The organism is Streptomyces sp. NPDC059816 (assembly GCF_042732055.1).
GTDB lineage: Bacteria > Actinomycetota > Actinomycetes > Streptomycetales > Streptomycetaceae > Streptomyces.
The window spans coordinates 126,519-153,054 of sequence record NZ_JBHWIQ010000011.1 but is presented as its reverse complement, the minus strand read 5'-3'; the positions used below and the strand labels follow the sequence as shown (position 1 = coordinate 153,054).

Sequence of the window (26,536 nt, the reverse complement as noted above, 5' to 3'; positions counted from 1 at the left end):
CAGGACGGCGTCCCGCGGAACCGGACCGGCGGGCGGGTGACGGCGGGGCGGAGGGTGATGCCTTCCGCCCCGCCGTCGGCCCTCAGGTCCTCGGCCGGTCGGGTCAGCCCTGCTCGGCGTCGGCGGCGGGGGCCTCGACGGCCGGCGCCTCGGTGGCCTCGGCAGCGGCCTCAGCGGCCGGCTCCTCGGCGGGGGCCTCAGCAACGACCTCAGCGGCGGCCTCGACGGCCGGCGCCTCAGCAGCGGCGGGGGCCTCGTCGGCCTTCTTCTCGCCTTCCAGCAGGTCGCGCTCCCACTCGGCGAGCGGCTCGCCGGCGGCCTTGTCGCCCGGCTTCGAGTCACCGGTCGCGACACCGGAGCGGGCGATGAGGCCCTCGGCGACGGCGTCGGCGATCACGCGGGTGAGCAGCGTGACGGAGCGGATCGCGTCGTCGTTGCCCGGGATCTTGTAGTCGACCTCGTCGGGGTCGCAGTTGGTGTCCAGGATCGCGACGACCGGGATGTTCAGCTTGCGGGCCTCGCCGACGGCGATGTGCTCCTTCTTGGTGTCCACGATCCAGACGGCGCTGGGCACCTTCTGCATCTCGCGGATACCACCGAGGGTCTTCTCCAGCTTGGCCTTCTCGCGCGAGAGCACGAGGAGTTCCTTCTTGGTGAGACCGGACGCGGCGACGTCGTCGAAGTCGATCTGCTCGAGCTCCTTGAGGCGCTGCAGACGCTTGTAGACGGTCGAGAAGTTGGTGAGCATGCCGCCCAGCCAGCGCTGGTTCACGAAGGGCATGCCGACGCGCGTCGCCTGCTCGGCGATGGCCTCCTGCGCCTGCTTCTTCGTGCCGACGAACATGACCGTGCCGCCGTGGGCGACGGTCTCCTTGACGAACTCGAAGGCGCGGTCGATGTACGACAGCGACTGGAGCAGGTCGATGATGTAGATGCCGTTGCGCTCCGTGAAGATGAAGCGCTTCATCTTCGGGTTCCAACGACGGGTCTGGTGACCGAAGTGGACGCCGCTTTCCAGCAGCTCCCGCATCGTGACGACGGCCATGGCCGTGTTCTCCTTGGTACTCGGTTGCCGCGTCCGCCGGACGGCGGTCGCGCCTGACGCCCCGGCGCGCTGTGCCACGAAGGACCGAGGAGCGCGGACACCACCACTGAGCGGGGTGAATGTCGGGGCGTGCGAAGTCGACCCGGTGACCCGGGTCGCCACATGAAGTGTACGGGACCTTGAACCTGTCGAGTGACGCCCCTGTCCACAACCGCCCACTTGTCCACAGATCGTCCACGGACCCGCTCCGGGGCGTGACGGCACGGCACTGTGGACGCGGCGGCTCGCTCGGGCCGCGGGAGGGCACGGGGGTGTGCGATGGCACGGGGGCGTGGGACGGGGTGGCCTGCACAACGGGGTGACCGGGTACGTGGCCGCGGGGGTGGTGGTGGCAGCCGTGGGTGCGACGACACGGTCGGGGTCGAGGGGTCGCCGCCCGGTGCGCGTCGCACGGGGTGCGCCCGCGGGGCAGGGGTCCGGGCGATGCTCGCCGTCCGAGCACTGGTGGCGAGCGTGCTGGCCGCCGTACTGGTGTGCGGGGGCGTCTGGGCGCTCGCCGATGCCCGCCCCGCGCCCCTCTCCACGGGCGCGGTCGGGCCGGCCGGCGCGGAGCGGGAACGGGAAGCGGCGGAGGGCGTGCCCGAGGTGGCGGTCTCCTGGCCCCTCGAACCGAGACCGCCGGTGCTCCGGGGGTGGGAGCCGCCGCCCACCCCGTACGCGGCGGGTCACCGTGGAGTGGATCTGGCGACGACCGCGGGGGCGGAGGTCCGGGCGGTGGCCGCCGGCCGGGTGGCCCACGCGGGCCGGGTCGCCGGGCGGGGGGTGGTCACCGTGGAGCTGGACGGCACGGGCGACCCTGCCCTGAGGATCACGCACGAGCCGGTGCGGCCCCGGGTCCGGCGCGGCGATCGCATCGCCCCCGGGGACGTGCTCGGCCGGGTGGAACCGTCGGGTTCGCACTGTGCAGAGCCCTGTGTGCACTGGGGACTACGTCGCGACCGGACGTACCTGGACCCGCTGTCCCTGTTGCCGCCCCACCTGCTGCGGCATCCCCCGCCCCGGCTCCTGCCCCTGGCGCGGCCCTCGGGGACCCCGGGCACCAGCACCGCCGGCGCTTCGGGTCCGCCGCATCCGCAGCGAGCCGTACGCGGCCAGCGCGACGCGAGCCCCTGGACCGTCGGACCGACGAGCCAGTCAGGCTGGTCAGGCCGTGGGGATCAGCCGCGGACCCCGCGCAGGGCCATGGCCACCGCGGCGTCCGCGATCGCGCCCGGTTCCTCCGCCGCCCCCAGCTCCGCCCGTCGGGCGGCGGCGTCGACGATCCCCTGCAACAGCATCGCCACCAGACGCGGCTCGGCGTGGCCCATCTGGCGCAGCGCCTCCGCGAGCATCGTCACCAACCCACCGTGGGCGGCGCGGATCTTCTCCCGCGCACCGCGGTCCAACTCGCTCGCGGAGATGGCGACGACGGCCCGGTGCCTGCGGTCTCCGACCAGGTCGAGCTGTCGACGCACATACGCCTCGATCTTGCCCTCGGGGTCCTCGGCGAGCGCCATGGCGCCCTCCACCTCGGCGGCCCAGACGGGGAAGTCGACGGCGCACAGTTCCTCGACCACGGCGGCGCGCGACTTGAAGTACTCGTACACCGAGGACCGGGCGAGACCGGTGCGCTCGGCGAGGGCGGGGAAGGTCAGCGCCTCCGTGCCTCCTTCGGACAGCAGGGACCGCGCGGCGTCCAGCAGGGCGGCGCGCTGCATCGAACGGTGCTCGGCCACTGAGGCCGCTCGAATCCTTGGCACCCCTCCACTTTACGGACGCGCTGGCCGACATGGGAGCCGGTCACCCTTTCGACACGTCACCCGCGGCGCGCCTCTCACCCGAAACGAGCGCCCGCAACCCCCCTAGTCGCGCCTCAACGGCCCCACTGACCCCATCCGTGACGCACCCGGGGGGCGGTTCCGGCCGGGAGTGCCGTTCAGCGACCGAATCCAGCCAGTTTGGCGCGGAGCTGGAGCACGGACTTGGTGTGGATCTGGCTCACCCGACTCTCCGTGACGCCGAGCACCAGTCCGATCTCCGCCAAGGTCAGCCCCTCGTAGTAGTAGAGGGTGACGACGGTCTTCTCCCGGTCGGGCAGGGTGTTGATGGCGCGGGCGAGGAAGCGGCGCAGCTCGCGGTCCTCGGCGATCTCGACCGGGTCGTCCGCGGCGGTGTCCACCAGGGTGTCCATGAGGCTGAACCGGTCGCCGCCCTCACCGCCGGCGTGCAGGAGTTCCTCCAACGCGACCACGTTGGCCAGGGACAACTGACTGAAGACACCGTGCAGTTCCTCCAGGGCGATCCCCAGCTCGGCGGCGACCTCGCTCTCCGTGGGCGTACGCCTGAGCTGGGCCTCCAGGGTCGCGTAGGCCCGTTCGACGTTGCGGGCCTTCTGCCGGACGGACCGGGGGATCCAGTCCAGGGCGCGCAGTTCGTCGATCATCGCGCCCCGGATGCGGGTGATCGCGTACGTCTCGAACTTGATGGACCGCTCGATGTCGAACTTCTCGATCGCGTCGATCAGCCCGAAGACCCCGGAGGACACGAAGTCGGCCTGCTCCACATTGGGCGGCAGTCCGACGCTCACCCGCCCCGCGACGTACTTGACCAACGGCGAGTAGTGCAGGATCAGCTGCTCGCGCAGACGGTCGTCGCCCGTCGTCTTGTACGACCTCCACAGTTCGTCGAGCGTCGAGGGGGCGGGAGGCCGCACGCTCCCGCGGGCAGCGGGGGGAGCAGCCGCCCGGTCAGACCCGGAGGTGTGCTGGGGCATTCGTCGCCTTGTGCCGTTCTGCCGTGAACTGGGTGGGAATCCTCGTGAGCGTAGCGTGACTGGAGTGTCGCGGTGTGCGAAGACTCTGGGATCATCTGTGCGCAGATACGTTCCGTTGGTGCCCCGGGCGAGTCCGCGGCGTCGCTCTCGGTGACGTGCCCTCACCCCCAAGGTCCTTGATTCACAGGGGCACGGCACACGTGCGGGTGACGTCCGGGGCGTCAATCACGCTCCGTGGCCGGTCCGGGCGGAGGCGTCACGTGTTCGGCGTGTCAACTGCCAACCGTCGCCGTGTCGTTCGACGAACCCCAGCGAGTGAAGCTCGTACAGCCTGCCGATCGCTTCGTCCTCGGTGGCCCCAGCCTCCTTCGCGATCTCCCGGGGCGGGACGGCTCCCCGGGCCGGGAGCGCGGCGAGCACCCGTGTCGCGGCGGGCCCGAGGAGGTCCCTGGGCAGGAGGGGGCCTGACTTGCGGGGTGCGAGTTGCCCCATGGTGCCGATGAGTTCGATCACTTCCGCCGCGTCGCTGACCAGCACGGCCTGCTCCCGCAGGAGTTCGTGGACCCCCATCGACAGGGTGCTGGTGACGGGGCCGGGGACGCCCATGACGAACCGGCCGAGCCGCCCGGCCGAACGCGCCGTGGCCAGTGCGCCGCTCCGGACGGCGGCCTCGACCACCACCGTGCCGCGGGTGAGTGCGGCGATCACCCGGTTGCGCAGCACGAACCGACTGGCGGTGGGGTGGTCGCCGGGCGGCAACTCGCCCACCAACAAGCCCTGTTCGCCGATCCGATCGAGCAGGGCGCGGTGTCCCGGCGGGTAGCGGCGGTCGACCCCGCAGGCGAGGACCGCGACCGTGGCGCCGTGGGAGCCGAGGGCACCGCGGTGCGCGGCGCCGTCGATCCCGTACGCCCCGCCCGAGACCACGACCCAGCCGCGTGCGCTGAGGTCGGCGGCGAGGCCCGCGGCGGTGTGGGCGCCGTACTCGGTGCAGGCCCGGGCGCCGACGAGGGCGACCGAGCGCAGGGCCCAGAGGCGCAGGCTGGGGCGACCGCGCACCCACAGCCCGATCGGGCGGGCGTCTTCGAGGTCGTCGAGTTGAGCGGGCCACTCGGCGTCCCCGGGGCACAGGAAGCGGACGCCGACGTCCCGGGCGGTGGCGAGGTCGGCCTCCGGACGCATCCGCTCGGCCCTGATCCGCAGCCCCGCCCAGCGTTTCGCCGTCACCCCGGGGAGTGGTTCGCCGTCGCCCGCAAGTCGCCGGGCCACCTCCACCGGCCCGTACGTCCGCAACCAGTGCCCGCCGGTCTGGTCGCCCGGTTCGATCACCCGGGTCAGGGCGGCCCGGGCCCGGCGTTCCGCGGGGGCCGCGTTCATGTCGGCGTCCCGAGGGCCCGTACCGTGCCGGGCGGCGCGCCGGTGCGCAGGTGGAGGGCGAGTTCGACGTCACCGGCGTCCGGGCGGTCGTGACCGACGAGGTCGGCCACCGTCCAGGCGACGCGGAGGACCCGGTCCAGGCCCCGTGCGGTGAGCAGGCCGCGCTCCAGGCGGCGCTCGGCCTCGTCCAGCGCCCCGGCCACCGCGTGCCACCGGGTGCGCAGCGCATGGCCGGGGACCTCCCCGTTGGTGCGCCAGGGGGTGTCGGCGAACCGGTCGGCGGCGCGTTCCCGGGCGGCCAGGACCCGGTCGGCGACGGTGCGGGTGCTCTCGCGGCGCTCCCCCACCGCGGCCAACTCGGCCCGGGTCACGGCCTCGACGCGCACCCGGAGGTCGACGCGGTCCAGGAGCGGCCCGGACAGTCTCGCCTGGTAGCGGCGCACCGCCGACGACGAGCACTCGCACCCCGCGCCTCGCTGCCCGAAGCGCCCGCACGGGCAGGGGTTGGCGGCGAGCACCATCATGAATCGGGCGGGCAGCCGCACCACCCCCGCGCTGCGGGCGATGACCACGTGGCCCGACTCCAGGGGTTGCCGGAGCGCATCGAGGACATGTCCCCCGAACTCCGGCGTTTCGTCAAGAAAGAGCACCCCTCGATGAGCCAGCGAGACCGCTCCGGGCCGGGCCGTGCCCCGGCCGCCGCCGACCAGGGACTGCATGGTCGAGGAGTGGTGCGGGGCGCAGTAGGGGGCGCTCTCGATCAGCGGGCGGTCCGGCGGGAGCGTTCCCGCCACCGAGTGGATGGCGGTCACTTCGAGGGACTCCGCACGGCTGAGCGGCGGCAGGATCGCCGGGAGCCGCTCCGCCAACATGGTCTTGCCCGCGCCCGGCGGGCCCTGGAGGTACACGTGGTGTCCCCCGGCGGCGGCGATCTCCATCGCCGCGCGCGCCGAGCGTTGTCCGACGACGTCGGACAGGTCGGGCACGTGCTCCCGGCCGCCCCCGCGGGTGGTGAGGCCACCGAAGCCCTCCGAGGGCAGATGGAGCCCCGAGTGCACCGGATCGCGACGACCGGGGTCGTCCGGCTCCTCCTCGGGCACCGGTTCGTCGGTGAGGACGGCGATGAGCTGACGCAGGCTGCGCACCCCGAGGACGGCGACCCCGGGGACGAGGGACGCCTCCGCGGCCGAGCACTCCGGGACGACGACCTGTCGGTACCCGGCGTCGGCCGCCGCGAGGACCGCGGGGAGCACCCCGCGGACGGGCCGTACCCGACCGTCGAGGCCCAGCTCCCCGACCATCACCAGGTCCGCGAGGACCCGGGGGTCGATGCGTTCGGCGGCCCCCAACACGGCGCTCGCCACGGCGAGATCGAATCCGCTGCCGCCCTTGGGCACCGAGGCGGGGCTGAGCCCGACCGTCAGCTTCTTCTGCGGCCACTGGCCCCCGGAGTTCACCACGGCCGCCCTGACCCGGTCCCGGCTCTCCACCAGGCTCTTGTCCGGGAGGCCGACCAGGGCGAAGGAGGCCACGCCCGGCTCCAGATCGGCCTGGACCTCGACCACCACCCCCTCGACGCCCACCAGCGTCACCGAACAGGTGCGCGCGAACCCCATCAGAGCGCTCCCCGCACGTGCTCGATCCGGGGCGCGCCGCGGCGGGGCACCAGCACCCCCACCACGTCGATGCGCACCCCGCCCGGTGGGGCCCCTCCGTGTTCCTGGACCCAGCGTTGGGCCAGGTCACGCAGCCGCCGGGCCTTGTCGGGCGTGACCCCGGCCAGCGGCTGCTGGAACGGCCCCTCGCGGCGGGTCTTGACCTCGCAGACCACCAGGACGTCACCCTCGCGGGCCACGATGTCGAGCTCGCCCGCCCTGCCGCAGCGCCAGTTGCGCGCCAGGACGGCCCATCCGCCCGCGGTCAGCCGCCGGGCGGCCAGGTCCTCTCCGTACTTGCCGAGCGCCCCTCGTGCGTTCATGTCGGCACCACCTCCGACACCCACGGTGCGGCAAGGGCGTCCAACGTGTGGATCTTGGTGGACAGCCCGGCGCCTGTGGATAACTGCACCACTCGATCGAGTGAACCCGAGGGTGGCTCAGCGGGCGCGTGCCGGCATGGTGGAGCACTCAGGAGGGTCCTCCCGAGCCGTCCGGGATGCACCCGGGGGTGCGTGGATCGCGCTCGTGACGTGCCCGGAAAGGGCCCGCGGCACCGAGGGCCGAGCCCGCGGAAGGCTCAGCTGCCGGGGAGCTCCAGATCGCTCTTGTTCAGTTCCTCGATGTTGACGTCCTTGAACGTGAGCACCCGCACCTGTTTCACGAAGCGCGCCGGCCGGTACATGTCCCACACCCAGGCGTCGGCCATCGTGACCTCGAAGAAGACCTCGCCCTGAACGGACTGCACCTGCATCTCGTAGTCGTTGGTGAGGTAGAAGCGCCGCTCGGTCTCGATCACGTACGTGAACAGCCCGACGACGTCGCGGTACTCCCGGTAGAGCTTCAGCTCCATCTCGGTCTCGTACTTTTCGAGGTCCTCGGCGCTCATGGCATGTTCCCCTTCAGCCGTGCGTCCCCCCATTGTGCGCCAGCACCACGGAGCCCTAGACGATTTCGGTGTCCAGGACCTCGGGAGTGGCCGGGGGCCCTTCATCAAGCAGCCGGCGCAACAGTCCGGCGAGTCTGGTCGGGTACACCGTCTCATGCGTCCCGGCCAGTTCCCGGCACGACCACCAGCGTGCTCCGACGACGCTGCGCCGTTCCAGCTCGGTGAATCCGGCACCCCCGGGCGCCACCTCGGCGGTGCGGGCGGTGCGGGCTAGGTAGTACCACTCGTCCTGGTCCCAGCGGCGCCCGGCGAACGGGAACGAGCAGATCCGGCGCCACACCACGGGCCCCAGCACCACGTCCGTGATGCCGGTCTCCTCGGCCAGTTCCCGCACGGCGGCCTGTTCACGGGTCTCGCGGCCCTCCACGCCCCCGCCGGGGGTGAACCACCAGTCGTCGGCCGGATCGTCCGGCTCGTGGCCGTGGAGCAGCAGGACGCGGTCGTGCGGATCGAGCAGCACCACCCGGGCCACCCTGCGCAGCGGGCGCCCCGGGGCGAGCGGCGGAACGCGTCGGTCCTGCGGCGCCTCACCCATCCCGTCGTCCCCTCCCGACCTCTGGGATCACTGTATGCCGTGCGCTCCGGGGGCGTCCGGAGTCATCCGGTGCCGACCGGTTCCCCGGTGTCCTTTGGCGCCGCCGCACCCTTGCGGCGTCGGGCGACCCGGCGGGCGAGCGGACCGTACGCGGCCCCGCCCAGGACCAGCACCGTGCCCAGCACCGCCGCGGTCAGCAGGGGCCGCAGCGGACCGGGCTCGGACACCCCGCCGGGCAGCGCGGCGAAGGCGGCCGGGCGGGCGAGCACCCCGTCCACCGGCCAGACGACGGCGTCGACCCGGGCCACCACCGACGACCGCGGCACGGCGCCGCCGGCGCTCTGGAGGTGGGTGGTGGAGTCGAGGGAGCCGGCCCGGGCGTCGCCGAGCAGGAACAGCCCGTCGTCGGGCACGGTGGTGGTGGGGATGCCCGTGACGGAAGCGGCCTGGGCGGGCGCGAGGTACGGCTCGTCCAGTGCGGTGCCGTTGACGGTGAGCCTGCCGTCCGTGCAGCAGGCGACGGTGTCCCCGCCGACCGCGACGACCCGTTTGACCATGGGCAGGTCGCCCCAGGCGGCCTGGTGGAAGACGACCACGTCACCGCGGCGCACCTGCTCGCCGTCGATGCGCTCGGCGAGGACCCGGTCCCCGGTGCCGATGGTCGGTGCCATGGAAGCGGTGGGGACGGTGTAGGGCCGGTAGACCAGCGCGCCCCAGGCGAAGGCCCCGAGGAACAGCACGCAGCCGAGGGCCACGGCCACTCCGGACAGGGCCGCGCCCGTCCGCCCCGGGACCGGCGCACCGGTGTCGACCGTGCCCACGGAATCTTCGGTCCCGCTCATCGCAGCCCCCCGTACCCGATCGTCGAGCCAGCGGTCCCCGGCGGCGCGGACGGCGCTCCCGGGCCGGTGCTCTGGGCGGCACCCTACCCGGCGGTAGGCGCCACGCACAGCGGTGTCCGCCGTGCACCGTGCACGGCGGACACCGAGGGACGTGCGGTCCTGGCTAGGACGCCGAGCGGCGTGCGGCCCTGCGCCGCCACAGCACGATCGGCAGCGCGCCGGCTAGGCCCAGGAATCCGGGCGCCGCACCGAGCGCGGCGTTCAGACCGGGCTGGTCGAAGGTGTCGGGGACGGGCAGCGTCGCCCAGCGGGTGGGCGGCCAGGCGATCACCACGGCACGACCGACGACCTCGTCGACGGGGACGAAGCCCTCGTTCTTGTCGCGCTGGTGGTACCGGGAGTCCTGGGAGTCCTGGCGGTGGTCGCCCATGACCCACACCATGCCCTCGGGCACCTTCTTCTTGAACTGGCCGCCGTACTCGTCCACCGAACACGGGGTGTCCCCGGGGAAGACGTACGGCTCGTCGAGGGGCTTGCCGTTGAGGAGCACCGGGCCGGTGCCCTTGCACTCCACGGTGTCGCCGCCGACCCCGATGACCCGCTTGATCAGGTCCTTCTCCTCGGCGGACGGCATCAGGCCGATCCAGCTGAGGCCCTTCTGGATGACGTTGACCTCGGGGATCGGCTCGCCCGCCAGCCACTGGTCCGGATCGTGGAAGACGATCACTTCCCCGCGCTCCGGTTCGGACCCGAACCAGGGGGTCAGCTTGTCGACCAGCACCCGGTCACCCTTCTGGAGGGTGTCCTGCATGGAGTTCGAGGGGATGGAGAACGCCTGCACCAGGAACGTCTTGATCACCAGTGCCAGCACCAGGGCGATGCCGACGAGCAGCGGCAGTTCCTTCCAGAAGGAACGCGGCTTCTTCGGCTGGCCACCGCCCCGCTCGTCCCCGTCGTCCGGGGTGTCCCCGTCACCACCACCGCCGCCCGTGGGTGCGGTGTCCCCGCTGCGCGGCGCGGGGTCGGGCCCCGGGCCGCCCGCGTCCGACGGCAGCCCGCCCGGGCGCCCGGGGCGCTCTTCGGGGCCATCGTGACCGGATCGTGCGCCGACCGCCAAATCCCCCACATCCACTCCTCAGTCCGTACCGCTGCCTGCCCCACATGCGACGCAGGCCCACCACTCCCATAACGAGCGGGAGTTCCGCAGGGGTCGGGAGGGGGATCAATCCGTTGTGATCCGCGGAGGACACCCTATGCGACGCGGCCGTCACGGGCACCGCGGCGTCCTGGGCGGCGGTAGCGCCCGGCGCCCCGGGCGGATCCGGGACGGAGGCGTAGGTGTCCGGTTCGTCGAGCCGTCGCCAGTGGTCGAACGGCCAGGCGATGAACAGGGCCCGGCCGACGACGCTCTCCTCGGAGACGGTGCCGTCGTGCCCGCCGGTGCGGTGGTAGCGGGAGTCCGCGGAGTTCTTGCGGTGGTCGCCCATGACCCACAGCCGGCCCTGGGGGACCTTGACCTCGAACGTCAATTCGGAGGGTTGGTTGCCGGGGTTGACGTACGGCTCGTTGAGGGGTGTGCCGTTGACGGTGACCCTGCCGTCCGCGTCGCAGCACTTGACCGTGTCACCGCCGACGGCCACGACGCGCTTGATCAGGTCCTGCTCGTCCGCGGAGGGCATCAGGCCGATCCAGCCGAGCGCCTGCTTGACCTGTTTGATGACGACGGGGTCGTCGGGGGGCCGCACCGGTTCGTCCCCGAGCCAGCCGCCGGGGTCCTTGAACACGACGACGTCACCACGCTCCGGCTTGCCGCCGAACCAGGGCGTCAGCTTGTCGACCAGTACCCGGTCCCCGATCCGGATGGTCTGCTCCATGGAACCGGACGGGATGACGAACGCCTGGACCAGGAAGGTCTTCAGGACCAGGGCTATCAGGGCCGCCGCACCGAGCAGCAGCGGTATCTCCTTCAGCGCGGAGCGCCGGCGGCGGCGCTTAACCTTGCGCGCGAGCTTGCGGCGTTCGGCGCGGCCGGGCGGGCCGGTGGGCCGGGTGCCGGTCGGCAGCCGGGGGTCGGCGCCGGGGCCGGAGCGGGGGCGCCGGCGACTACCCATGGCCGCCGCCGACGGCGGGCGGATCGGGTACGCGCGCGAAACCGCCCCCGCGGTCGACTCCGGTCAGTCGGTCGAAGGGCCAGGTGATCCACTCGGCCCGGCCGATGACGTGGTCGAGCGGGATCATGCCGCCGCCGGGCGAGCCCAGGTGGTCCCGGGAGTCGCTGGAGGCGGAGCGGTGGTCGCCCAGGAGGAACAGGCTCGCGCCGGGCACGACCACGTCGAAGGGAACCTGTGAGGGCCGTTCGCCGGGGCCCAGGTAGGGCTCGTCCACGGCTCGGCCGTTCACCTCGATCCTCCCCCGCCGGTCGCAGCACACCACCCGGTCACCGCCGGTGCCGACGATGCGCTTGATGTAGTGGGCGTCGCCGAAGTAGCCGGTGCCGTCGAAGACCACGACGTCCCCCCGCTGCGGCTCCGCCCCCAGACGGTACGCCAACTTGTTGACGAGGACGCGGTCTCCTGCGCGCAGTCCCGGCTCCATGGAGGAGCTGGGGATCGCGAAGGGCTTCAGTACGAACGTGGTGACCAGCAGCAGGAGCACCAGCAGGACCAGGACGGCGAGCGTCAACCGGCCGCCGGGCAGCCACTCGGCGAGCCGGGAGCGGCCCCCTCGGGCCTCCGACGCCTCCGACGCCTCCAGTGACCCGGGTGACTCACCTGACTCCGACGGCTCGGCCGAGTCGGGCCCGTCGGGAACACCGGGCGGGCCGGGGGCACCGGGGTCGGGATCAGCGGGGGCCGGGGCGGGCTCCACGGCCGGTTCGGTGGGGGGTTCGGCGGAAACGGAACGCGACCGCCCCTCCGGGTCCCCCGGCTCCGGGGCGGGCCCGGATGCGGAGGAACGGGAGGAACGGTCGCGTTCCGATCGCTGTGCTGCGGTGTCCATCGGTGCCTGATGCTATCCGGCACCGATGAGGACCCGCGGGCGCGAGTGGCCGTGACGCACGTCACCCGGTCCCATCGAGGCACCAGGGGTGCCGCGGTCGGGGACCGGGGAGCGGTGCGACGACTCAGTTGTCGCGCTTCTCCTTGATCTTCGCGGCCTTGCCGCGCAGGTCGCGCAGGTAGTAGAGCTTCGCGCGACGCACGTCACCGCGGGTGACGAGCTCGATCTTCTCGACGATCGGGGTGTGCACCGGGAAGGTGCGCTCGACGCCGACGGAGAAGGAGACCTTGCGGACCGTGAAGGTCTCACGGACGCCCGAGCCCTGGCGACGGATGACGACGCCCTTGAACTGCTGCACACGGGAGCGGTTGCCCTCGATGACGCGCACGTGGACGTTGACGGTGTCACCCGGGCGGAAGGCCGGGACGTCGCTGCGCAGCGACGCGTTGTCGACGGTGTCGAGCAGGTGGGACATGATCGTCTGCTTCCTCGCCCATGCCACAGGTCATCGGCGAATCTCTTGGGAGGTGGTAGTGGGGTGTCGTGCCCACTGGAGCGGGCGTCGTGTCCCCCTGTGGCAGGGGCGCACGCCGAGCGACGCACGACAACGGCTCATTGTTCCACGGTGTGCGCGGTCCGCCCAAATCGACCGTCGGCGCCGGGCGCCCAGCCCAGGATCGACAGGGTCTCGCGGTCCTTCTTGTCGAACGCGGCCGGGTCGGCCCGCTCGATCAGGTCGGGTCGGTGGCGGCTGGTGCGATGTAGGGCCTCGTCGCGGCGCCAGCGGGCGATCTTGCCGTGGTGGCCGCTGACCAGCACCTCGGGGATGCCGCGACCGCGCCACTCGGGGGGCTTGGTGTAGACGGGGCCTTCGAGCAGGTCCGCCATCGCCCCGGGGGCGAAGGAGTCGTCCCGGTGGGACTCGGCGTTGCCGAGGACGCCGGGCAGCAGCCGGGCCACCGCCTCGGTGATCACCAGGACGGCCGCCTCGCCGCCCGCGAGCACGTAGTCGCCGATGGACACCTCGTAGACCGGGGTCCGCGTCGCGTACTCGTCCGTGACGCGCCGGTCGATGCCCTCGTAGCGCGCGGGCGCGAAGATCAGCCAGGGCCGCGCGGAGAGTTCGACGGCGAGTTCCTGGGTGAAGGGGCGCCCGCTCGGGGTGGGGACGACGAGCGCGGGGCCGTGCGCACCGGATTCGTAGCCGTCGGCGACGACCTCGTCCAGCGCCTCGCCCCAGGGCTCGGTCTTCATGACCATGCCCGGACCGCCCCCGTAGGGGGTGTCGTCGACGGTGTGGTGCCGGTCGTGGGTCCAGTTCCGCAGGTCGTGGACGTGCACACCGAGCTGTCCGCGGGCGCGCGCCTTGCCGACGAGGGAGACGTCGAGCGGGTTCAGGTACTCGGGGAAGATCGTGACGACGTCGATCCGCATCAGACGCCGTCCCCGACCGTCCCCGTGCCCGCACCGGACGTGTCGCCCGCACCGGAGGTGTTCCCGGCCTCGGCGTCCCGGGCGGAGGCGACCTCCGCCCGGTCGTCGATCAGACCGGGCGGCGGGTCGATGACGGCGCGCTGCTCGGCGAGGTCGATCTCCACGACGATCTCCTCGACGAAGGGGATCAGTTCCTCCCTGCCGTCGGGGCGCTCCACGACGAACAGGTCCTGCGAGGGCAGGTGGGAGATCTCGGTGATCCGGCCGACCGGGGTGCCGTCGATGGTGACGACGTCGAGGTCCATGAGCTGGTGGTCGTAGTACTCGTCGGGCTCGGCCGGGCTCTCGTCTGGGTCGATCTCGGCGATGAGCAGGGTGTTGCGCAGGGCTTCGGCGGCGCCGCGGTCGCGCACTCCGGCGAAGCGCAGCAGCAGCCGTCCGCTGTGGACGCGGCCGGTCTCGATGGTGAGGGGGCCCGTGGCGGCCGGATCGGTGGCGAGGACGGCACCGGGGGCGAGCCGCAGTTCGGGTTCGTCGGTGCGCACCTCGACGGTGACCTCGCCCTTGATCCCGTGGGCGCGGCCGATCCGCGCGACTACGAGCTGCACGTGTCTTGCTCCTGGTGAGGGGACGACTGGGGCGGACGGAAAGCAGGGGTGGAGCGGGGAGGTGGCCGGGGAACGTACTGGGGCCGGGGGTGGTTCACCCCCGGCCCCAGTACTTCAGCCATCACTGTGAGAACCGCCGTGCGAGCGGGCCGCGACCCCTGGGGGTCGGGCGCGCCCGGTGGGCGGATTCAGACCTGGTCGACGTCGACGAGGTCGACGCGGATGCCACGGCCGCCGATGGCGCCCACGACGGTCCGCAGGGCGCGTGCGGTGCGGCCGTTGCGGCCGATCACCTTCCCGAGGTCATCGGGGTGGACCCGAACCTCCAGAACGCGTCCGCGGCGCAGGTTGCGCGAGGCGACCTGCACGTCGTCCGGATTGTCGACGATGCCCTTCACGAGGTGCTCAAGAGCCTCCTCAAGCATCTCGTCAGCCCTCGGTCGACTCAGACTCGGCGGCAGCCTCGTCCTTCTTCTCAGCCTTGTCAGCCTTCTTCTTCTGCGTGATGGCCTCGCCCTTGCCGTCCGACTCGCCACCAAGCGACTCGAACAGGGGGCGGGCGGCCTTCTCGGCCGCGACGAGCAGCGGAGCCGGGGCGGGCTCGCCCTTGAACTTCTGCCAGTCGCCGGTCTTCTTCAGAATCGCGAGCACGGGCTCGGTCGGCTGCGCGCCGACACCCAGCCAGTAGGCGACGCGCTCGGCGTCGACCTCGATGCGCGACGGGTTCTGCACCGGGTGGTACAGGCCGATCTCCTCGATGGCCCGGCCGTCACGGCGGGTACGGGAGTCGGCGACGACGATGCGGTAGTGAGGCGAACGGATCTTGCCCAGACGCTTCAGCTTGATCTTGACTGCCACGGGAGTGGTGTCTCCTGGTGTTGACGGGTGTGGGCACGACGGATTGCCGCGTGGGGTTGCGGTACCCGAGTTGCCCGATGGACGCGTCAGCCGGAGGAGAGAGGGGTCCTGTGCGGCCGTCGAGTACAGCTAGTCATTGTGCCACATGAGGGAGGGGGCGCCCGAATCGCGTCCGGACGCCCCCTCACCCGTACTGACGGGTACTGCGTGAGTGCTGAGCGCTGCTCCGTACCACCGGGTGCCGCTGCGCGCCGACCCCCCGACGGTGCGGACCACCACCTACCTGACGGGTGGTGGTCTCCACGGTCGAGGGTCCGCCGCGCGGGCGGTACGGGAACTGCTGGCCGTCCGCGGCCCTCGCGGACGGTCCGACCCGCGGCCGTCCTGATCGGCCGCCGTGACGCGTGACGGAAGCGGAACGTGACTCCGCGAGCCCGCTCGCCGCGCGCCGAAACCTTGAGAAGTGGTCCCCCTTGCTGAGCCCCGACGCCCCCGGCGTCAGGTCGGAACGCTCCGGATGCCCTCGCGCGACGCCCCCACGTCACGCCCTGTGCATCCGCACGTTCCGGACGGTTCCGCCCGGCGCTCGCCGGCTGCGCGGTCCGTCCTCATCCCGTCGTGGCGGCCGTCAGCTGGCCACCGCGACGGGTTCGGGGATGCGGAAGGGCTTCCCGCACCCCCCGCAGACGATCGGCGCCTGCGCGAGGACCGACGGAACGACGCGCACGTTGCGCCCGCAGTCGCAGACCGCCTTGACACGGACACCGCCCCCGGAGGAGCCGTGCCGCGCGGCGGGACCGCGGAAGGTGCGGGCCACGTTGTCGGACTCGGTCGCCGCCGTGTGCGCCCTGAGCGCGCGCTGGAGGCGATCGATGGTCGGGCGGTACCGCTTCTTGGCCTCGACGTTCAGGGTGACCAGGGAGAAACCACTGCTCGGGTGTGGTTCCTCCGGATGGTCGAGGCCCATCTCCTCGGCGATCGCGAGGAATCTGCGGTTGTGGTAGCGGCCGGCGCGCGAGGTGTCGCGGACACCTCGCGCGGCGGCGATGCCGTGGACTGCCTCATGGAGGAGTCGCTCGAAGGAGAGTTCGTGCCCGCAGGCGGACGACGACTCTCCGATCAGTGATTCGGGCGCGGCCAGGTCCGGCAGCTCGGGGTGGTGCCTTTGAATGTCGGCCCACGCGGCTGCCAGCTCTGCGGCGAGAACTGGTGGTGTCGTGCTCACGTCGTGACAACGAGCCGGAGTGCCTCCGTGTTCCTATTCCGGGGCATCCCAAATATTTTGCACGTACCCGTCAGTTTGCGTTGTTCTGCACCTGATCCGTGGCGCACCCCCAGGGATGGGTCCGGGTGCGCTGATCTGCGGATATGTAGGGAGAAGAGGTGCACGGGCGGCGAGCTGTCCCGCCGGGCGCCGTACCCCGGGCGGTCCGGTACGACCGACGGGTTTCGGCCGATCGACGTATGGCACCGGCACGTGCCACGGGGCGGTGCTCGGCGTCTCGTGCGTCGGGATCGCCACGATGTAGTAGAGGCGGGCCACGACGGCGGGGTTCCCCCAGCAGGTCCTCGGCCGCGGGAACGGTGTCGTTCTCGGCGATCGGACAGCGGACGGACACCCCGTGCCGGGCGAGTCGTTTCTGCCCTTCGGCACCCGGTGCGGCCCGGGGGATGCGGGCCCGGCCACCCGAGACGGCGGCCTCCACGGCGTCCGCGACGTTGGTGACGTCGGCGGTGCGGGAGAGGCGGCGCTCGCGGGCCTGGGTGAGCAGGAGCGCCCGGCCAGGATATCCGGCACCACCGCCGCGAGCGCGTGGGATGTCACGGGTTTCTTGCCGTCGGGGACGCGCCGCACGAGGACCCCGGTACCGCTCCCGACGTCCCGGGGCCCGCTGTCCACGCGCAGCGGAACGCCCGTCAACTCCCGGTCCACGGAGCATCGTCCGAAGGCGAGGCCGGGGCGGTCGTCCAGCTGGGCCCGGACGCCCGCCACGCGGAGCCGGTCGGCGGTCGCCCGGACGGCTGCGTGCACCCCTTCGCCCCGCTTGGCCGCCCGGACCGGCGCAGGACGCGGCGGGACGCGCAGGCCGTGTTCGTCGCCGTGCGTGATCACCACGAAGGCCTCGACGTGTTCGAGCTCGCGGGTCGGGTCGTCCGGGTCGGGCCGCGTCCGCTCCCCCCGGCCGTACCCGTACGGTCGGATGACCGGGGTACCGCGCACCGGCCCGTTGACGGCCAACTCCGCCTCGGTCGCGAGGACTTGGTACCGGCGGGGGAAGTCCTCGGTCCGAGCGGTGAGGACGGGTGCCTGTGCCATCCGGGCATGGTACGGGGCGGCGCCCGGGGGCCGGGAATCCGATCGGGCGCCGGGTTGACGCGCCACCGTCGATCAGGGGTGCGCTCCACCCCTGACTCCAACGGGTTCCCGTCGTAACGGAGTTGGCGTCGGGGGTGGGAGCGCGGTCCCGGTACGGATGGTGGGGCGACCCTCGGCCGCCCCACCGCCGTGGAGAGGTCAGCCCATGAACTTCTTGAACTCGTCGGGCAGTTCGAAGTTCTGCGCGGGCTGGTCGGGCAGTCCGAAGGCCGCGCCCTGCTCACGGCGGGTGGCGGCCTCCTCCTCCTGCTGCTTGCGCTTCATCGGGTTGCCCGACCGCTGCTTGCCCTTGGCGATCTTCTGCTTCTTCTTCTGGCGACCGGGGCCGCCACCCATGCCCGGGATGCCGGGCATGCCGGGCATCCCGCCGCCCTGGGCCATCCGGGACATCATCTTGCGGGCCTCGAAGAACCGCTCCACCAGGTTCTTGACCGCGCTGACCTCGACGCCGGAGCCCCGGGCGACCCGGGCCCGACGCGATCCGTTGATGATCGTCGGGTCCTGCCGCTCCGCGGGCGTCATCGACTTGATGATCGCCGCGGTGCGGTCCACGTCCCGCTCGTCCAGGTTGTTGATCTGGTCCTTGATCTGCCCCATGCCCGGCAGCATGCCGAGCAGCTTGCTGATGGAGCCCATCTTGCGGACCTGTTCCATCTGGGCGAGGAAGTCGTCGAGCGTGAAGTCCTTGCCCTTGCTGGAGGCGAGCTTGGAGGCCATCTCCTCGGCCTCCTGCTTCGAGAAGGTCTGCTCGGCCTTCTCGATCAGGGTGAGGACGTCACCCATGCCCAGGATGCGCGAGGCCATCCGGTCCGGGTGGAACGCGTCGAAGTCGTCCAGCTTCTCGCCGTTGGACGCGAACATGATCTGACGGCCGGTCACGTGCGCGATCGACAGCGCGGCACCACCACGGGCGTCGCCGTCGAGCTTGGACAGCACCACGCCGTCGAAGCCGACGCCGTCGCGGAACGCCTCCGCGGTGTTGACGGCGTCCTGACCGATCATCGCGTCGACGACGAACAGCACCTCGTCCGGGGAGACCGCGTCCCGGATGTCGGCCGCCTGCTGCATCAGTTCCTGGTCGATGCCGAGGCGTCCGGCGGTGTCGACGATGACGATGTCGTACTGCTTGGAGCGCGCGTACTCGATGGAGTCCTTGGCGACCTGGACCGGGTCGCCCACCCCGTTGCCCGGCTGGGGGGCGTACACGCCGACCTCGGCCCGCTCGGCGACCACGCTGAGCTGGTTGACGGCGTTGGGGCGCTGGAGGTCGCACGCGACGAGCAGCGGCGAGTGGCCCTGACTCTTGAGCCAGCGGCCGAGCTTGCCGGCGAGGGTGGTCTTGCCCGCGCCCTGGAGACCGGCGAGCATGATCACGGTCGGCGCGGTCTTCGCGAACCGCAGTCGGCGGGTCTCGCCGCCGAGGATGCCGACCAGTTCCTCGTTGACGATCTTGATGACCTGCTGCGCGGGGTTGAGCGCCTGCGACACCTCGGCGCCGGTCGCCCGCTCCTTGACCTGCTTGATGAAGGCCCGGACGACGGGGAGTGCGACGTCCGCCTCAAGGAGGGCGATACGGATCTCCCGCGCGGTGGCGTCGATGTCCGCCTCGCTCAGGCGACCCTTGCCGCGGAGGTTCTTGAATGTCGCTGCGAGGCGATCCTGGAGAGTGTCGAACACGGCGGTCGCGAATCCTCGGGTCGAAGGGGGCGGACGGGTCGTCCCCCAGGGTAATCGGTCCCGCCAGCCGTAGGACCCTCTGCGACGGGTCCCGTACCGGTGTGGTGGCGGGCCCGTCGTCCGGGCGCTCCGGCGCTCACCCCCGCAGGGCGGACTCCAGGTCCCGGGCGAGTGCGGCGGCCCGGTCGGCGGCCAGGGGCGCACCGGCCGGGTCGGTGACGTAGAAGGCGTCCACGGCATTGGCACCCAGGGTGCTCACGTGCGCGCTGCGGACCCGTACCCCCGCGCGTTCCAGGGCCTGTCCGATGCGGTGCAGCAGTCCGGGGGCGTCCTGGGCGCGGACCTCGATGACGGTGGCCTGCCGGGAGGCGGACCCGGCCACGGTGACCTGCGGCGGGGGCGGTTCGATGCCCCGGCGCCGGGGGTGCGCGGCGTCCCGCTCGGCGAGGCGCGCGGCGATGTCGAGGGAGCCGTCGAGGGCCCGGACCAGGTCGGCGCGGAGCCGGGCGGCCTGTGGCAGCGACCCGTACTGGGCGCCCACCCGCCAGTCGAGGAGGAGCACCGCACCGCCCGGGCCGTCGGCGGATTCGGTGCCGAGCCCGGCGGGGAGGGCCTGCTCGCGGAGTTCGGCGGCGCGCACGGTGAGCCGGTGGGTGGCGAGGACCCCGGCGACGGCGGGCAGCACACCGGGCCGGTCGGGGACGGCGACGAGCAGTTCGACGCCGAGGGGCTCGGGGTGGTCGCCGTCGCCGGAACCGGCCGGGGGCGGCGGTTGTTGGGCCCGTAGCGCGAGGACCGGGCCGCCGGTGCGGTGGGCCTCGACGACGAGCCGTTCGTGGTCGGCGCACCCCCCCGACAACCCCGCCGACAACGACGCCGCCGACGCCACGGTCGGTGCGGCGGGGGGCGTCCCGCCGAGTCGGTCGGCGACCCTGCGGACCAGGTCGGCGACGAGGGTGCCGCGCCAGGTGGACCAGGCGGCCGGGCCGGTGGCGAGGGCGTCGGCCTCGGTGAGGGCGTGCAGCAGTTCCAGGGTGCCGGTGGTGCGGACGGCCCCGGCGACGGTCGCCACGGTGGCGGGGTCGTCCAGGTCGCGTCGGGTGGCGGTGTCCACGAGCAGCAGGTGGTGGCGGACCAGGGTGGCGAGGACCGCCGTGTCGGCCGGGTCGAAGCCGATGCGGGCGGCGGTGTCCCGGGCGATGGTGGCGCCGGTGACCACGTGGTCGCCGGGCCAGCCCTTGCCGATGTCGTGCAGCAGGGCGGCGACCAGCAGCAGGTCGGGGCGGGCGACCCGCCGGGTGAGGGCGGCGGCCCGGACGGCGGTCTCGACCAGGTGCCGGTCGACGGTCCAGGTGTGGACCGCGTTGCGCTGGGGGCGGCAGCGCACCCGTTCCCAGTCGGGCAGCAGTCGGCTGACCAGTCCCCCGGCTTCCAGCGCCTCCCACACCTGGACGGTGGGGTGACCGGCGCCGAGGAGGGTGACGAACTGTTCGCGGGCCTCGGCGGGCCAGGGCACGGGCAGCGGCCCGGTGGAGCGGGCGAGGTGGCGCACCGCGTGCGGGGAGAGCGGCAGTGCGGCCTGGGCGGCAGCGGCGGCGGCGCGCAGCGGGAGCACCGGGTCGCGTTCGGGGCGGGCGCTGCGGGCCAGGGACACCTCGCCGTCGTGTTCGACGACGCCTTCGGCGAGCGGGGTGCGGGGGGTGGGGTCGGTACCGCGGCCCCGACCGGTGAGGACGGCCCGCAGCCGGGGGCGGGCGGCGCGGGCGCGCAGCACCCGGCCGACCTCGCGCCAGGTGACCTCGGCGGCGTAGGCGAGGACGCGGCCGGCTTCGTAGACCTGGCGGAGCAGGGCGTCGGCGTCGAGGAGGCCGAGGGCGGCGGCGACCTGGTCCTGTTCCTGGAGGGCGAGGCGGTCGGTGGCGCGGCCGGTGGTGAGGTGGAGGGCGTCACGGGCGTCGAGGAGGCGCCGGCGGGCGTCGGCGAGGCCGTGCCGGGGCGCGTCGGCGAGCCAGGAGGCGGCGACGGCGGCCAGGGCGGTGGCGTCGCGCAGTCCGCCGCGGGCCTCCTTGAGGTCGGGTTCGAGGAGGTGGGCGAGTTCGCCGTGGCGCGCGGCGCGTTCGGCGCACAGGTCGCGCAGTGCGGGCAGCCGCTTGGGGGCGTGGTTGCGCCAGTCGGCGAGGGCGGTGGCGCGCAGCGCGGCGGTGAGGGCCGGGTCGCCGGCGAGGTGCCTGGCGTCGAGGAGGCCGAGTTGGACCTTGAGGTCGTCGGTGGCGGTGCGGCGCGTTTCGGCGGGGGTGCGCACGGAGTGGTCGAGGGCGAGGCCGAGGTCCCAGACGGGGTACCAGAGCCGGTCGGCCAGGGCGGCGGTCCGGGTCCGGTCCCCGCCGTCGTGCAGGAGCAGCAGGTCGAGGTCGCTGCGCGGGGAGAGTTCGCCCCGCCCGTAGCCGCCGACGGCGACGAGGCTGACGCCCCGCGGTGCGTCGGCGGCTTGGAACAGGGCGGCGAGCCAGTCGTCGGTGAGGGCGGAGAGGGCGGCGCGGCGTTCGGGGCCGGTGCGGGAGCGCCCGTGCAGGAGGCGCACCCTGGCCGCCGCGTAGCCGCTGGGCGAGGGGCCCTGCACCGGCCCGTCGGGTCCGTCGGGTTCCGGGGTGCTGCGGTGCTGGTCGACGGTGGTCACCCGGCGGCTCCGTTCTCTCGTTCCCCCGTGGGTCATCGGTGCGGTCGGCGCCGGCTCAGAGGGCGTCCGGGCCGCGTTCGCCGGTTCTGACCCGGACCGTGGTGTCGACCGGGACGGACCAGACCTTGCCGTCGCCGATCTTGCCGGTGCGGGCGGCCTCGACGATGACGTCGATGAGCTGTTCGGCGTCGTCGTCCTCGGCCAGCACCTCGATGCGGATCTTGGGGACGAGGTCGACGGTGTACTCGGCGCCCCGGTAGACCTCGGTGTGGCCGCGCTGGCGGCCGTATCCGCTGGCTTCGGTGACGGTCAGCCCGTGGACGCCGAAGGCGTGGAGGGCTTCCTTGACCTCGTCGAGCCGGTGCGGCTTGACGACGGCGGTGATGAGCTTCATGCGTCCACCTTCTCGTGGGACTCGGCGGGTGCGGACTCGCGGACCGGGGCGGAGGTGCGGGTGGTGGCGCCGCCGCCGGCGCCGCTGAAGTCGTAGGCGGTCTCGGCGTGTTCGGTGCGGTCGATGCCGGACACCTCGACCTCTTCGCTGACCCGCATGCCGAGGGTCTTGTCGATGACCAGGGCGAGGAGCGCGGAGACGACGAAGGAGTACAGCAGGACCCCGCCGACCCCGGCGAGCTGCTTGACGAGCTGGTCGGGTCCGCCGCCGTAGAAGAGGCCCTTGGCCTCGGACTGACCGCCGCCGGTGGCGAAGAAGCCGACGAGGACGGAGCCGGCGATCCCGCCGACGAGGTGGACGCCGACGACGTCGAGGGAGTCGTCGTACCCGAAGCGGTACTTGAGGCCGACGGCCATGGCGCACAGCACACCGGCGATCGCGCCGATGGCGAGCGAACCGAGCGGGGAGCTGGAGCCGCCGGCCGGGGTGATGGCGACGAGTCCGGCGACGGCACCGGAGGCGGCACCGAGGGTGGTGCACGCGCCGTGCCGGAGCTTCTCGTAGCCGAGCCAGGCGAGCATGGCGGCGGCGGTGGCGACCTGGGTGTTGAGGAACATCAGCGCGCCGACGCCGTCGTCGTTGCCGAGCCAGGAGCCCGCGTTGAAGCCGAACCAGCCGAACCAGAGCAGTCCGGCGCCGAGCATGACCAGCGGCAGGGAGTGCGGGCGCATCGGGTCCTTCTTGAAGCCGACGCGCTTGCCGAGCACCAGGATCACGCCGAGGGCGGCGGCGCCCGCGTTGATGTGGACGGCGGTGCCGCCCGCGAAGTCGATGACGCCCAGTTCGAAGGCCCAGCCGCCGGTGCCCCACACCCAGTGGGCGACGGGGAAGTAGACGACGGTCGCCCACAGGGCCACGAACAGCGCCCAGGCGCTGAACTTGACCCGGTCGGCGAGGGCACCGCTGATCAGGGCGGGGGTGAGGACCGCGAACATCAGCTGGAAGACCGCGAAGACGTACACGGGGACGGTGTAACCGTCCCAGAGTTCGGTGAGTCCGATCCCGCTGAGGCCGAGGTAGTCGGAGGACCAGCCGATCAGGCCGGCGCTGTCGGTGCCGAAGGCGAGGGAGAAGCCGTACAGCACCCACAGGACGGTGACGATGCCCAGACTGATGAAGCTCATCATCAGCATGTTGAGGGTGGACTTGACGCGGACCATGCCTCCGTAGAAGAAGGCGAGGGCCGGGGTCATCAGCATGACCAGCGCGGAGCAGATGAGCATGAATCCGGTGTTGGCGGCAGACAGCGCCGGGGCGTCTGCGGCGAACGTGATGCCTGGGGGCATCGGCGTCTCCTCGTCGTGGAACGGGCCCGAGCGGGCGGGGCCCGGGGCTGAGGGTGGCGTGAGGGGTGGCCGGAGGGGGCGCCGGGTGGCTCGGTCGCCCTCCTTGTGGGCCAGAGACTCGCGCGGCGCCGTTTCCACGGATGCCGCCGGTTGTTTCACGCCAGTGACGAAGAGACCGGGGGTGTTACGCACGGGTGAACACCCCAGGAACTCGGGGGCACGCCCGGAGCGGGCCTGCGCGGGAGCGGAAGCCGTTCCCGCGGACCGGGCGCAGCGGCTGCCGTCAGACCGCCTCGGCGCTCTCCGGCAGCTGCGCGGCCAGCCGCTCGGTCAGCTCGACGACGTCGTTGAGGTGGCCGTACTCCCGGGCGGCGTTGTCCACCGTCTTGCGGATGCGGGTGTTCACCCGCTCGGAACGGACCCGCTTGGCCACCGCCAGGGCTTCGTGGGCGAGCCGTGCGCTCTCCTCCGGTTCCTTCTGGAGGAGGTGGACGGTCGCCATGCCGATGAGGTTCAGCGCGTACGACCTCTGGTGGTCCTCGTCCTTCGCGAAGAGCTCGACGGCTTTGTTCATCACGGGCTCGGCGAGCGCCGCGTAGGTGGGGCTGCGGCCGGCGACGTAGGCCAGGTCGCGGAAGGAGTGCGCGTTCTCGCCGTTCAGCTCGGCCTCGGTGAAGAAGCCGATCCAGTCCGGCTCGGGCTCGTCGCACTCCAGGGCGTCCCCGAAGGTGTCCTCGGCCATCCGGACGGCCCGCTTCACCTTGCTGGGCTGGCCCATGTTGGCGTACGCGCGGGCCTCCATCGCATACAGCATCGCCTGGGTGCGGGCGCTGGCGCAGTCCCGGCTGCCGTACTGGGCGAGGTGGATGAGTTCCAGGGCGTCGTCGGGGCGGCCGAGGTGGATCATCTGGCGGCTCATGCTGGACAGGACGTACGAACCCAGCGGTTTGTCCCCCGCTTCCTTCGCGGCGTGCAGCGCGAGCACGAAGTACTTCTGCGCGGTGGGCTGGAGCCCCACGTCGTAGCTCATCCAGCCGGCCAGTTCGGCGAGTTCGGCCGCGACCTTGAACAGTCGCTGGCTGGTGGCGGCCGGCTGGGGTTCCTGGAGCAGGTCGGTGACCTCGTGGAGCTGCCCGACGACGGCCTTGCGCCGCAGCCCGCCGCCGCACTGGGCGTCCCACTGCCGGAACATCTGCGTGGTGGACTCCAGCAGGTCCAACTCGGGCTGGGAGAGGCGGTTCCCGCGGCGCAGGGCGGCGTCGTCGGGTTCGGGGCGCGGCGCGCCGGGGGTGGGGACCAACCAGCGTTGCATGGGTTCGATGAGTGCGGGTCCGGCGGCCAGCCCGAGGGAGGTGCCGAGGAAGCCGCGGCGGGCCAACATCAGGTCGCTCCGGGAGAACTCGCCGATCAGGGCCACTGTTTGGGGCCCGGTCCAGGGCAGGTCGACCCCGGCGACCGAGGGCGCCCGGTGAGGGGCACGCAGCCCGAGGTCCTCGACGGCGACCACACAGCCGAAGCGTTCGGAGAACAGCTCGGACAGGATGCGCGGGATCGGTTCGCGCGGATTCTCCCCGTCGAGCCAGCGGCGGACCCGGGAGGTGTCGGTGGAGATGTGGTTGGCGCCCAACTGCCGGGCTCTGCGGTTCACCTGACGCGCCAACTCGCCCTTGGACCACCCGCTCCGGGTGAACCACGAGCCCAGCATCTCGTTCGGGCGCTTCTCAGCGTTCGAACCGCCCTCACCGTTGCCGCCCACCGGAACGCCCCCATCCGTCACGCCATTTGTCCACACTTCTAGTCAAGCCCTATCAGCATGCCGTGCGTCACAGTGCCTTGTCCGGCGCTTGTCACCCTTCGAACGGGGGACCGAGCCGCCGCCGGCCCGCTCCGAAGGGGAATGGCCCGCGGGATCCGTGCACTGAAAGTAATCTGACGATCACGCATTCGGCGAGGCGGATCACGGAAACGCCACCATTCGCCACCCCTTCGAATGAACCCGACTGCCTTTCTGCGCGCTTGACTTGACGCAGATGCGGCGGCAAGGGCGGAGTGACGCACGGCGGAGCGCGGAATACCGCGCACGCCACGGAAAGTGCTTCCGGGCGCCGTCCGGATACCCGCGTTGACGGGGCATGACGCAAACGGACGGTCATCACGCGCATCCATATCGTGACCGAAGCTCGCGACCGTGAGTTCGTAACCACCGGCGCGCGGAACCTGTTGGAGGAGGCATGGACTTCACGATCGGCGGCATCCGTGACATCCGGTCGGGTTCGCGTCGCCGCGGACGCACCGACGAGTGCACGGCTGCGGCGGAGTTCACCGGGCTGTGGGGCTGGGACGTGGTGCCCGGCGCCCGGTCGACGGGCGGCTGCTGCTCCTGCGGCCGGACGGGGGCGGACGACCGCGGTCGCTGCGGGGCCCCGGGCGCCCATCCGCTGGAGGGCGCCCCGGTCATCCCCGCGGGGTCCACCCTCGACGAGGTCGCCCGGGCCTGGGCGCGGTTCCCCGGGGCCACGGTGATGCTGCCGGTGGGCCGGTCCTTCGACGTGTTGGAGGTCGGCGCGACGGCGGGCCGGCGCGCCCTGGTCCGGCTGGAGCGGATGGGCCTGCCGCTGGGGCCGGTGGCCCTGACCCCCGACCACCGCGCCCAGTTCCTCGTCGCACCCGGAGCAGCCGACGGACTCCCCCGGCTGCTGTACCGGATGGGCTGGGACGGCGCCGCCCTCGACCTGCGCGCACTGGGACCCGGCGACCACGTCACCGCACCGCCGTCCGACCGCGGCGGGCTCGGCCCGGTGCGCTGGCTGCGGGCCCCCGGCCTCGACGCGGCCCGCCCGCCGCAGGCCCACCTGCTGCTCGGCACCCTCGCCTACGCGGCCCACCGCTGCGACCGCTGACCCCTCGGGCGCCCGCCGTCGGGCCGCACGACGAGGGCCCGACGGAACCG

At 72.7% G+C, this 26,536-nt stretch carries 24 protein-coding genes and 1 pseudogene; 2 read left to right on the top strand and 23 right to left on the bottom strand.

The genetic code is table 11. The features are described 5' to 3' along the window. Positions 1-103 precede the first annotated feature (103 nt). Positions 104-1,045, bottom strand: a complete 942-nt coding sequence (gene rpsB / locus ACFV88_RS16960) for a 30S ribosomal protein S2 (protein WP_385491569.1) — start codon at positions 1,043-1,045, stop codon at positions 104-106. A gap of 318 nt (positions 1,046-1,363) precedes the next feature. Here rpsB and ACFV88_RS16955 point away from each other — a divergent pair. Further along, positions 1,364-2,002: pseudogene (locus ACFV88_RS16955) on the top strand (peptidoglycan DD-metalloendopeptidase family protein); the annotation flags it as partial. Positions 2,003-2,262: 260 nt separating this feature from the next. On the opposite strand, the gene ACFV88_RS16950 reads toward ACFV88_RS16955, so the two are convergent. From ACFV88_RS16950 to ACFV88_RS16845, 22 genes are all read right to left on the bottom strand, one after another. Further along, the gene (locus ACFV88_RS16950; RefSeq protein WP_385491567.1) at positions 2,263-2,820 is read right to left on the bottom strand and encodes a TetR/AcrR family transcriptional regulator; all 558 of its coding nucleotides are present in this window, start codon (positions 2,818-2,820) and stop codon (positions 2,263-2,265) included. Positions 2,821-3,020: 200 nt separating this feature from the next. Next, positions 3,021-3,857 carry an RNA polymerase sigma factor WhiG gene (gene whiG, locus ACFV88_RS16945; protein WP_385491565.1) on the bottom strand — a complete coding sequence of 279 codons (837 nt, stop codon included), beginning with the start codon at positions 3,855-3,857 and terminating at the stop codon, positions 3,021-3,023. 225 nt (positions 3,858-4,082) lie between these two features. Then, the gene (gene dprA / locus ACFV88_RS16940) at positions 4,083-5,234 is read right to left on the bottom strand and encodes a DNA-processing protein DprA (protein WP_385491562.1); all 1,152 of its coding nucleotides are present in this window, start codon (positions 5,232-5,234) and stop codon (positions 4,083-4,085) included. Further along, positions 5,231-6,850 carry a YifB family Mg chelatase-like AAA ATPase gene (locus tag ACFV88_RS16935; protein WP_385491559.1) on the bottom strand — a complete coding sequence of 540 codons (1,620 nt, stop codon included), beginning with the start codon at positions 6,848-6,850 and terminating at the stop codon, positions 5,231-5,233. The genes dprA and ACFV88_RS16935 overlap by 4 nt, the downstream gene beginning before the upstream one ends. Then, positions 6,850-7,212 carry a YraN family protein gene (locus ACFV88_RS16930; RefSeq protein ID WP_385491556.1) on the bottom strand — a complete coding sequence of 121 codons (363 nt, stop codon included), beginning with the start codon at positions 7,210-7,212 and terminating at the stop codon, positions 6,850-6,852. The genes ACFV88_RS16935 and ACFV88_RS16930 overlap by 1 nt, the downstream gene beginning before the upstream one ends. Positions 7,213-7,469: 257 nt before the next feature. Beyond that, a complete protein-coding gene (locus ACFV88_RS16925) occupies positions 7,470-7,778 on the bottom strand; it encodes a DUF2469 domain-containing protein (protein ID WP_385491553.1) in 309 nt (102 codons plus the stop codon). A gap of 55 nt (positions 7,779-7,833) precedes the next feature. Beyond that, positions 7,834-8,373 (bottom strand): NUDIX hydrolase, encoded by a 540-nt coding sequence (locus ACFV88_RS16920; protein ID WP_385491550.1) that lies wholly within the window; start codon positions 8,371-8,373, stop codon positions 7,834-7,836. 62 nt (positions 8,374-8,435) lie between these two features. Next, positions 8,436-9,215: a signal peptidase I gene (lepB, locus tag ACFV88_RS16915; protein WP_385491547.1), complete on the bottom strand. Its 780-nt coding sequence runs from the start codon at positions 9,213-9,215 to the stop codon at positions 8,436-8,438. A gap of 163 nt (positions 9,216-9,378) precedes the next feature. After that, on the bottom strand, positions 9,379-10,269 hold the full coding sequence (gene lepB / locus ACFV88_RS16910) for a signal peptidase I (RefSeq protein WP_385491794.1): 891 nt from the start codon (positions 10,267-10,269) through the stop codon (positions 9,379-9,381). Then, a complete protein-coding gene (gene lepB / locus ACFV88_RS16905) occupies positions 10,187-11,326 on the bottom strand; it encodes a signal peptidase I (RefSeq protein WP_385491545.1) in 1,140 nt (379 codons plus the stop codon). The genes lepB (ACFV88_RS16910) and lepB (ACFV88_RS16905) overlap by 83 nt, the downstream gene beginning before the upstream one ends. Beyond that, a complete protein-coding gene (gene lepB / locus ACFV88_RS16900) occupies positions 11,319-12,083 on the bottom strand; it encodes a signal peptidase I (protein WP_385491542.1) in 765 nt (254 codons plus the stop codon). The genes lepB (ACFV88_RS16905) and lepB (ACFV88_RS16900) overlap by 8 nt, the downstream gene beginning before the upstream one ends. Positions 12,084-12,339: 256 nt before the next feature. Then, entirely contained in the window at positions 12,340-12,690 is a 351-nt protein-coding gene (gene rplS, locus ACFV88_RS16895) for a 50S ribosomal protein L19 (protein ID WP_385491539.1), read from the bottom strand. A 137-nt stretch (positions 12,691-12,827) separates the two neighbouring features. Continuing rightward, positions 12,828-13,649, bottom strand: a complete 822-nt coding sequence (trmD, locus tag ACFV88_RS16890) for a tRNA (guanosine(37)-N1)-methyltransferase TrmD (RefSeq protein ID WP_385491536.1) — start codon at positions 13,647-13,649, stop codon at positions 12,828-12,830. After that, on the bottom strand, positions 13,649-14,257 hold the full coding sequence (gene rimM, locus ACFV88_RS16885; protein ID WP_385491532.1) for a ribosome maturation factor RimM: 609 nt from the start codon (positions 14,255-14,257) through the stop codon (positions 13,649-13,651). The genes trmD and rimM overlap by 1 nt, the downstream gene beginning before the upstream one ends. 188 nt (positions 14,258-14,445) lie before the next feature. Next, on the bottom strand, positions 14,446-14,682 hold the full coding sequence (locus tag ACFV88_RS16880) for an RNA-binding protein (RefSeq protein ID WP_040247777.1): 237 nt from the start codon (positions 14,680-14,682) through the stop codon (positions 14,446-14,448). A gap of 4 nt (positions 14,683-14,686) precedes the next feature. Beyond that, positions 14,687-15,115 carry a 30S ribosomal protein S16 gene (rpsP, locus tag ACFV88_RS16875; protein ID WP_385491530.1) on the bottom strand — a complete coding sequence of 143 codons (429 nt, stop codon included), beginning with the start codon at positions 15,113-15,115 and terminating at the stop codon, positions 14,687-14,689. 628 nt (positions 15,116-15,743) lie between these two features. After that, positions 15,744-16,340 carry a hypothetical protein gene (locus tag ACFV88_RS16870; RefSeq protein WP_385491527.1) on the bottom strand — a complete coding sequence of 199 codons (597 nt, stop codon included), beginning with the start codon at positions 16,338-16,340 and terminating at the stop codon, positions 15,744-15,746. Positions 16,341-17,630: 1,290 nt separating this feature from the next. Further along, positions 17,631-19,169 carry a signal recognition particle protein gene (gene ffh / locus ACFV88_RS16865; RefSeq protein WP_385491525.1) on the bottom strand — a complete coding sequence of 513 codons (1,539 nt, stop codon included), beginning with the start codon at positions 19,167-19,169 and terminating at the stop codon, positions 17,631-17,633. Positions 19,170-19,305: 136 nt separating this feature from the next. Continuing rightward, positions 19,306-21,846, bottom strand: coding sequence for a [protein-PII] uridylyltransferase (locus ACFV88_RS16860; RefSeq protein ID WP_385491522.1), 2,541 nt, complete (start codon positions 21,844-21,846; stop codon positions 19,306-19,308). A 55-nt stretch (positions 21,847-21,901) separates the two neighbouring features. Further along, positions 21,902-22,240 (bottom strand): P-II family nitrogen regulator, encoded by a 339-nt coding sequence (locus ACFV88_RS16855; RefSeq protein ID WP_385491519.1) that lies wholly within the window; start codon positions 22,238-22,240, stop codon positions 21,902-21,904. Next, a complete protein-coding gene (locus ACFV88_RS16850; RefSeq protein ID WP_385491516.1) occupies positions 22,237-23,586 on the bottom strand; it encodes an ammonium transporter in 1,350 nt (449 codons plus the stop codon). Before ACFV88_RS16850 ends, ACFV88_RS16855 begins: the two co-directional genes overlap by 4 nt. 283 nt (positions 23,587-23,869) lie before the next feature. Continuing rightward, entirely contained in the window at positions 23,870-25,342 is a 1,473-nt protein-coding gene (locus ACFV88_RS16845) for a hypothetical protein (RefSeq protein WP_385491791.1), read from the bottom strand. Positions 25,343-25,817: 475 nt separating this feature from the next. Here ACFV88_RS16845 and ACFV88_RS16840 point away from each other — a divergent pair, with 475 nt between their 5' ends. Then, positions 25,818-26,486 (top strand): bifunctional DNA primase/polymerase, encoded by a 669-nt coding sequence (locus ACFV88_RS16840; protein ID WP_385491513.1) that lies wholly within the window; start codon positions 25,818-25,820, stop codon positions 26,484-26,486. Positions 26,487-26,536 lie beyond the last annotated feature (50 nt).

Excerpts from the sequence above, each read along its gene's own strand:
- rpsB (WP_385491569.1), bottom strand. The coding sequence starts at position 1,045 with ATGGCCGTCGTCACGATGCGGGAGCTGCTGGAAAGCGGCGTCCACTTC.
- whiG (WP_385491565.1), bottom strand. The coding sequence starts at position 3,857 with ATGCCCCAGCACACCTCCGGGTCTGACCGGGCGGCTGCTCCCCCCGCT.
- dprA (WP_385491562.1), bottom strand. The coding sequence starts at position 5,234 with ATGAACGCGGCCCCCGCGGAACGCCGGGCCCGGGCCGCCCTGACCCGG.
- ACFV88_RS16935 (WP_385491559.1), bottom strand. The coding sequence starts at position 6,850 with ATGGGGTTCGCGCGCACCTGTTCGGTGACGCTGGTGGGCGTCGAGGGG.
- ACFV88_RS16930 (WP_385491556.1), bottom strand. The coding sequence starts at position 7,212 with ATGAACGCACGAGGGGCGCTCGGCAAGTACGGAGAGGACCTGGCCGCC.
- ACFV88_RS16925 (WP_385491553.1), bottom strand. The coding sequence starts at position 7,778 with ATGAGCGCCGAGGACCTCGAAAAGTACGAGACCGAGATGGAGCTGAAG.
- ACFV88_RS16920 (WP_385491550.1), bottom strand. The coding sequence starts at position 8,373 with ATGGGTGAGGCGCCGCAGGACCGACGCGTTCCGCCGCTCGCCCCGGGG.
- lepB (WP_385491547.1), bottom strand. The coding sequence starts at position 9,215 with ATGAGCGGGACCGAAGATTCCGTGGGCACGGTCGACACCGGTGCGCCG.
- lepB (WP_385491545.1), bottom strand. The coding sequence starts at position 11,326 with ATGGGTAGTCGCCGGCGCCCCCGCTCCGGCCCCGGCGCCGACCCCCGG.
- rplS (WP_385491539.1), bottom strand. The coding sequence starts at position 12,690 with ATGTCCCACCTGCTCGACACCGTCGACAACGCGTCGCTGCGCAGCGAC.
- trmD (WP_385491536.1), bottom strand. The coding sequence starts at position 13,649 with ATGCGGATCGACGTCGTCACGATCTTCCCCGAGTACCTGAACCCGCTC.
- ACFV88_RS16880 (WP_040247777.1), bottom strand. The coding sequence starts at position 14,682 with ATGCTTGAGGAGGCTCTTGAGCACCTCGTGAAGGGCATCGTCGACAAT.
- ACFV88_RS16855 (WP_385491519.1), bottom strand. The coding sequence starts at position 22,240 with ATGAAGCTCATCACCGCCGTCGTCAAGCCGCACCGGCTCGACGAGGTC.
- ACFV88_RS16850 (WP_385491516.1), bottom strand. The coding sequence starts at position 23,586 with ATGCCCCCAGGCATCACGTTCGCCGCAGACGCCCCGGCGCTGTCTGCC.
- ACFV88_RS16840 (WP_385491513.1), top strand. The coding sequence starts at position 25,818 with ATGGACTTCACGATCGGCGGCATCCGTGACATCCGGTCGGGTTCGCGT.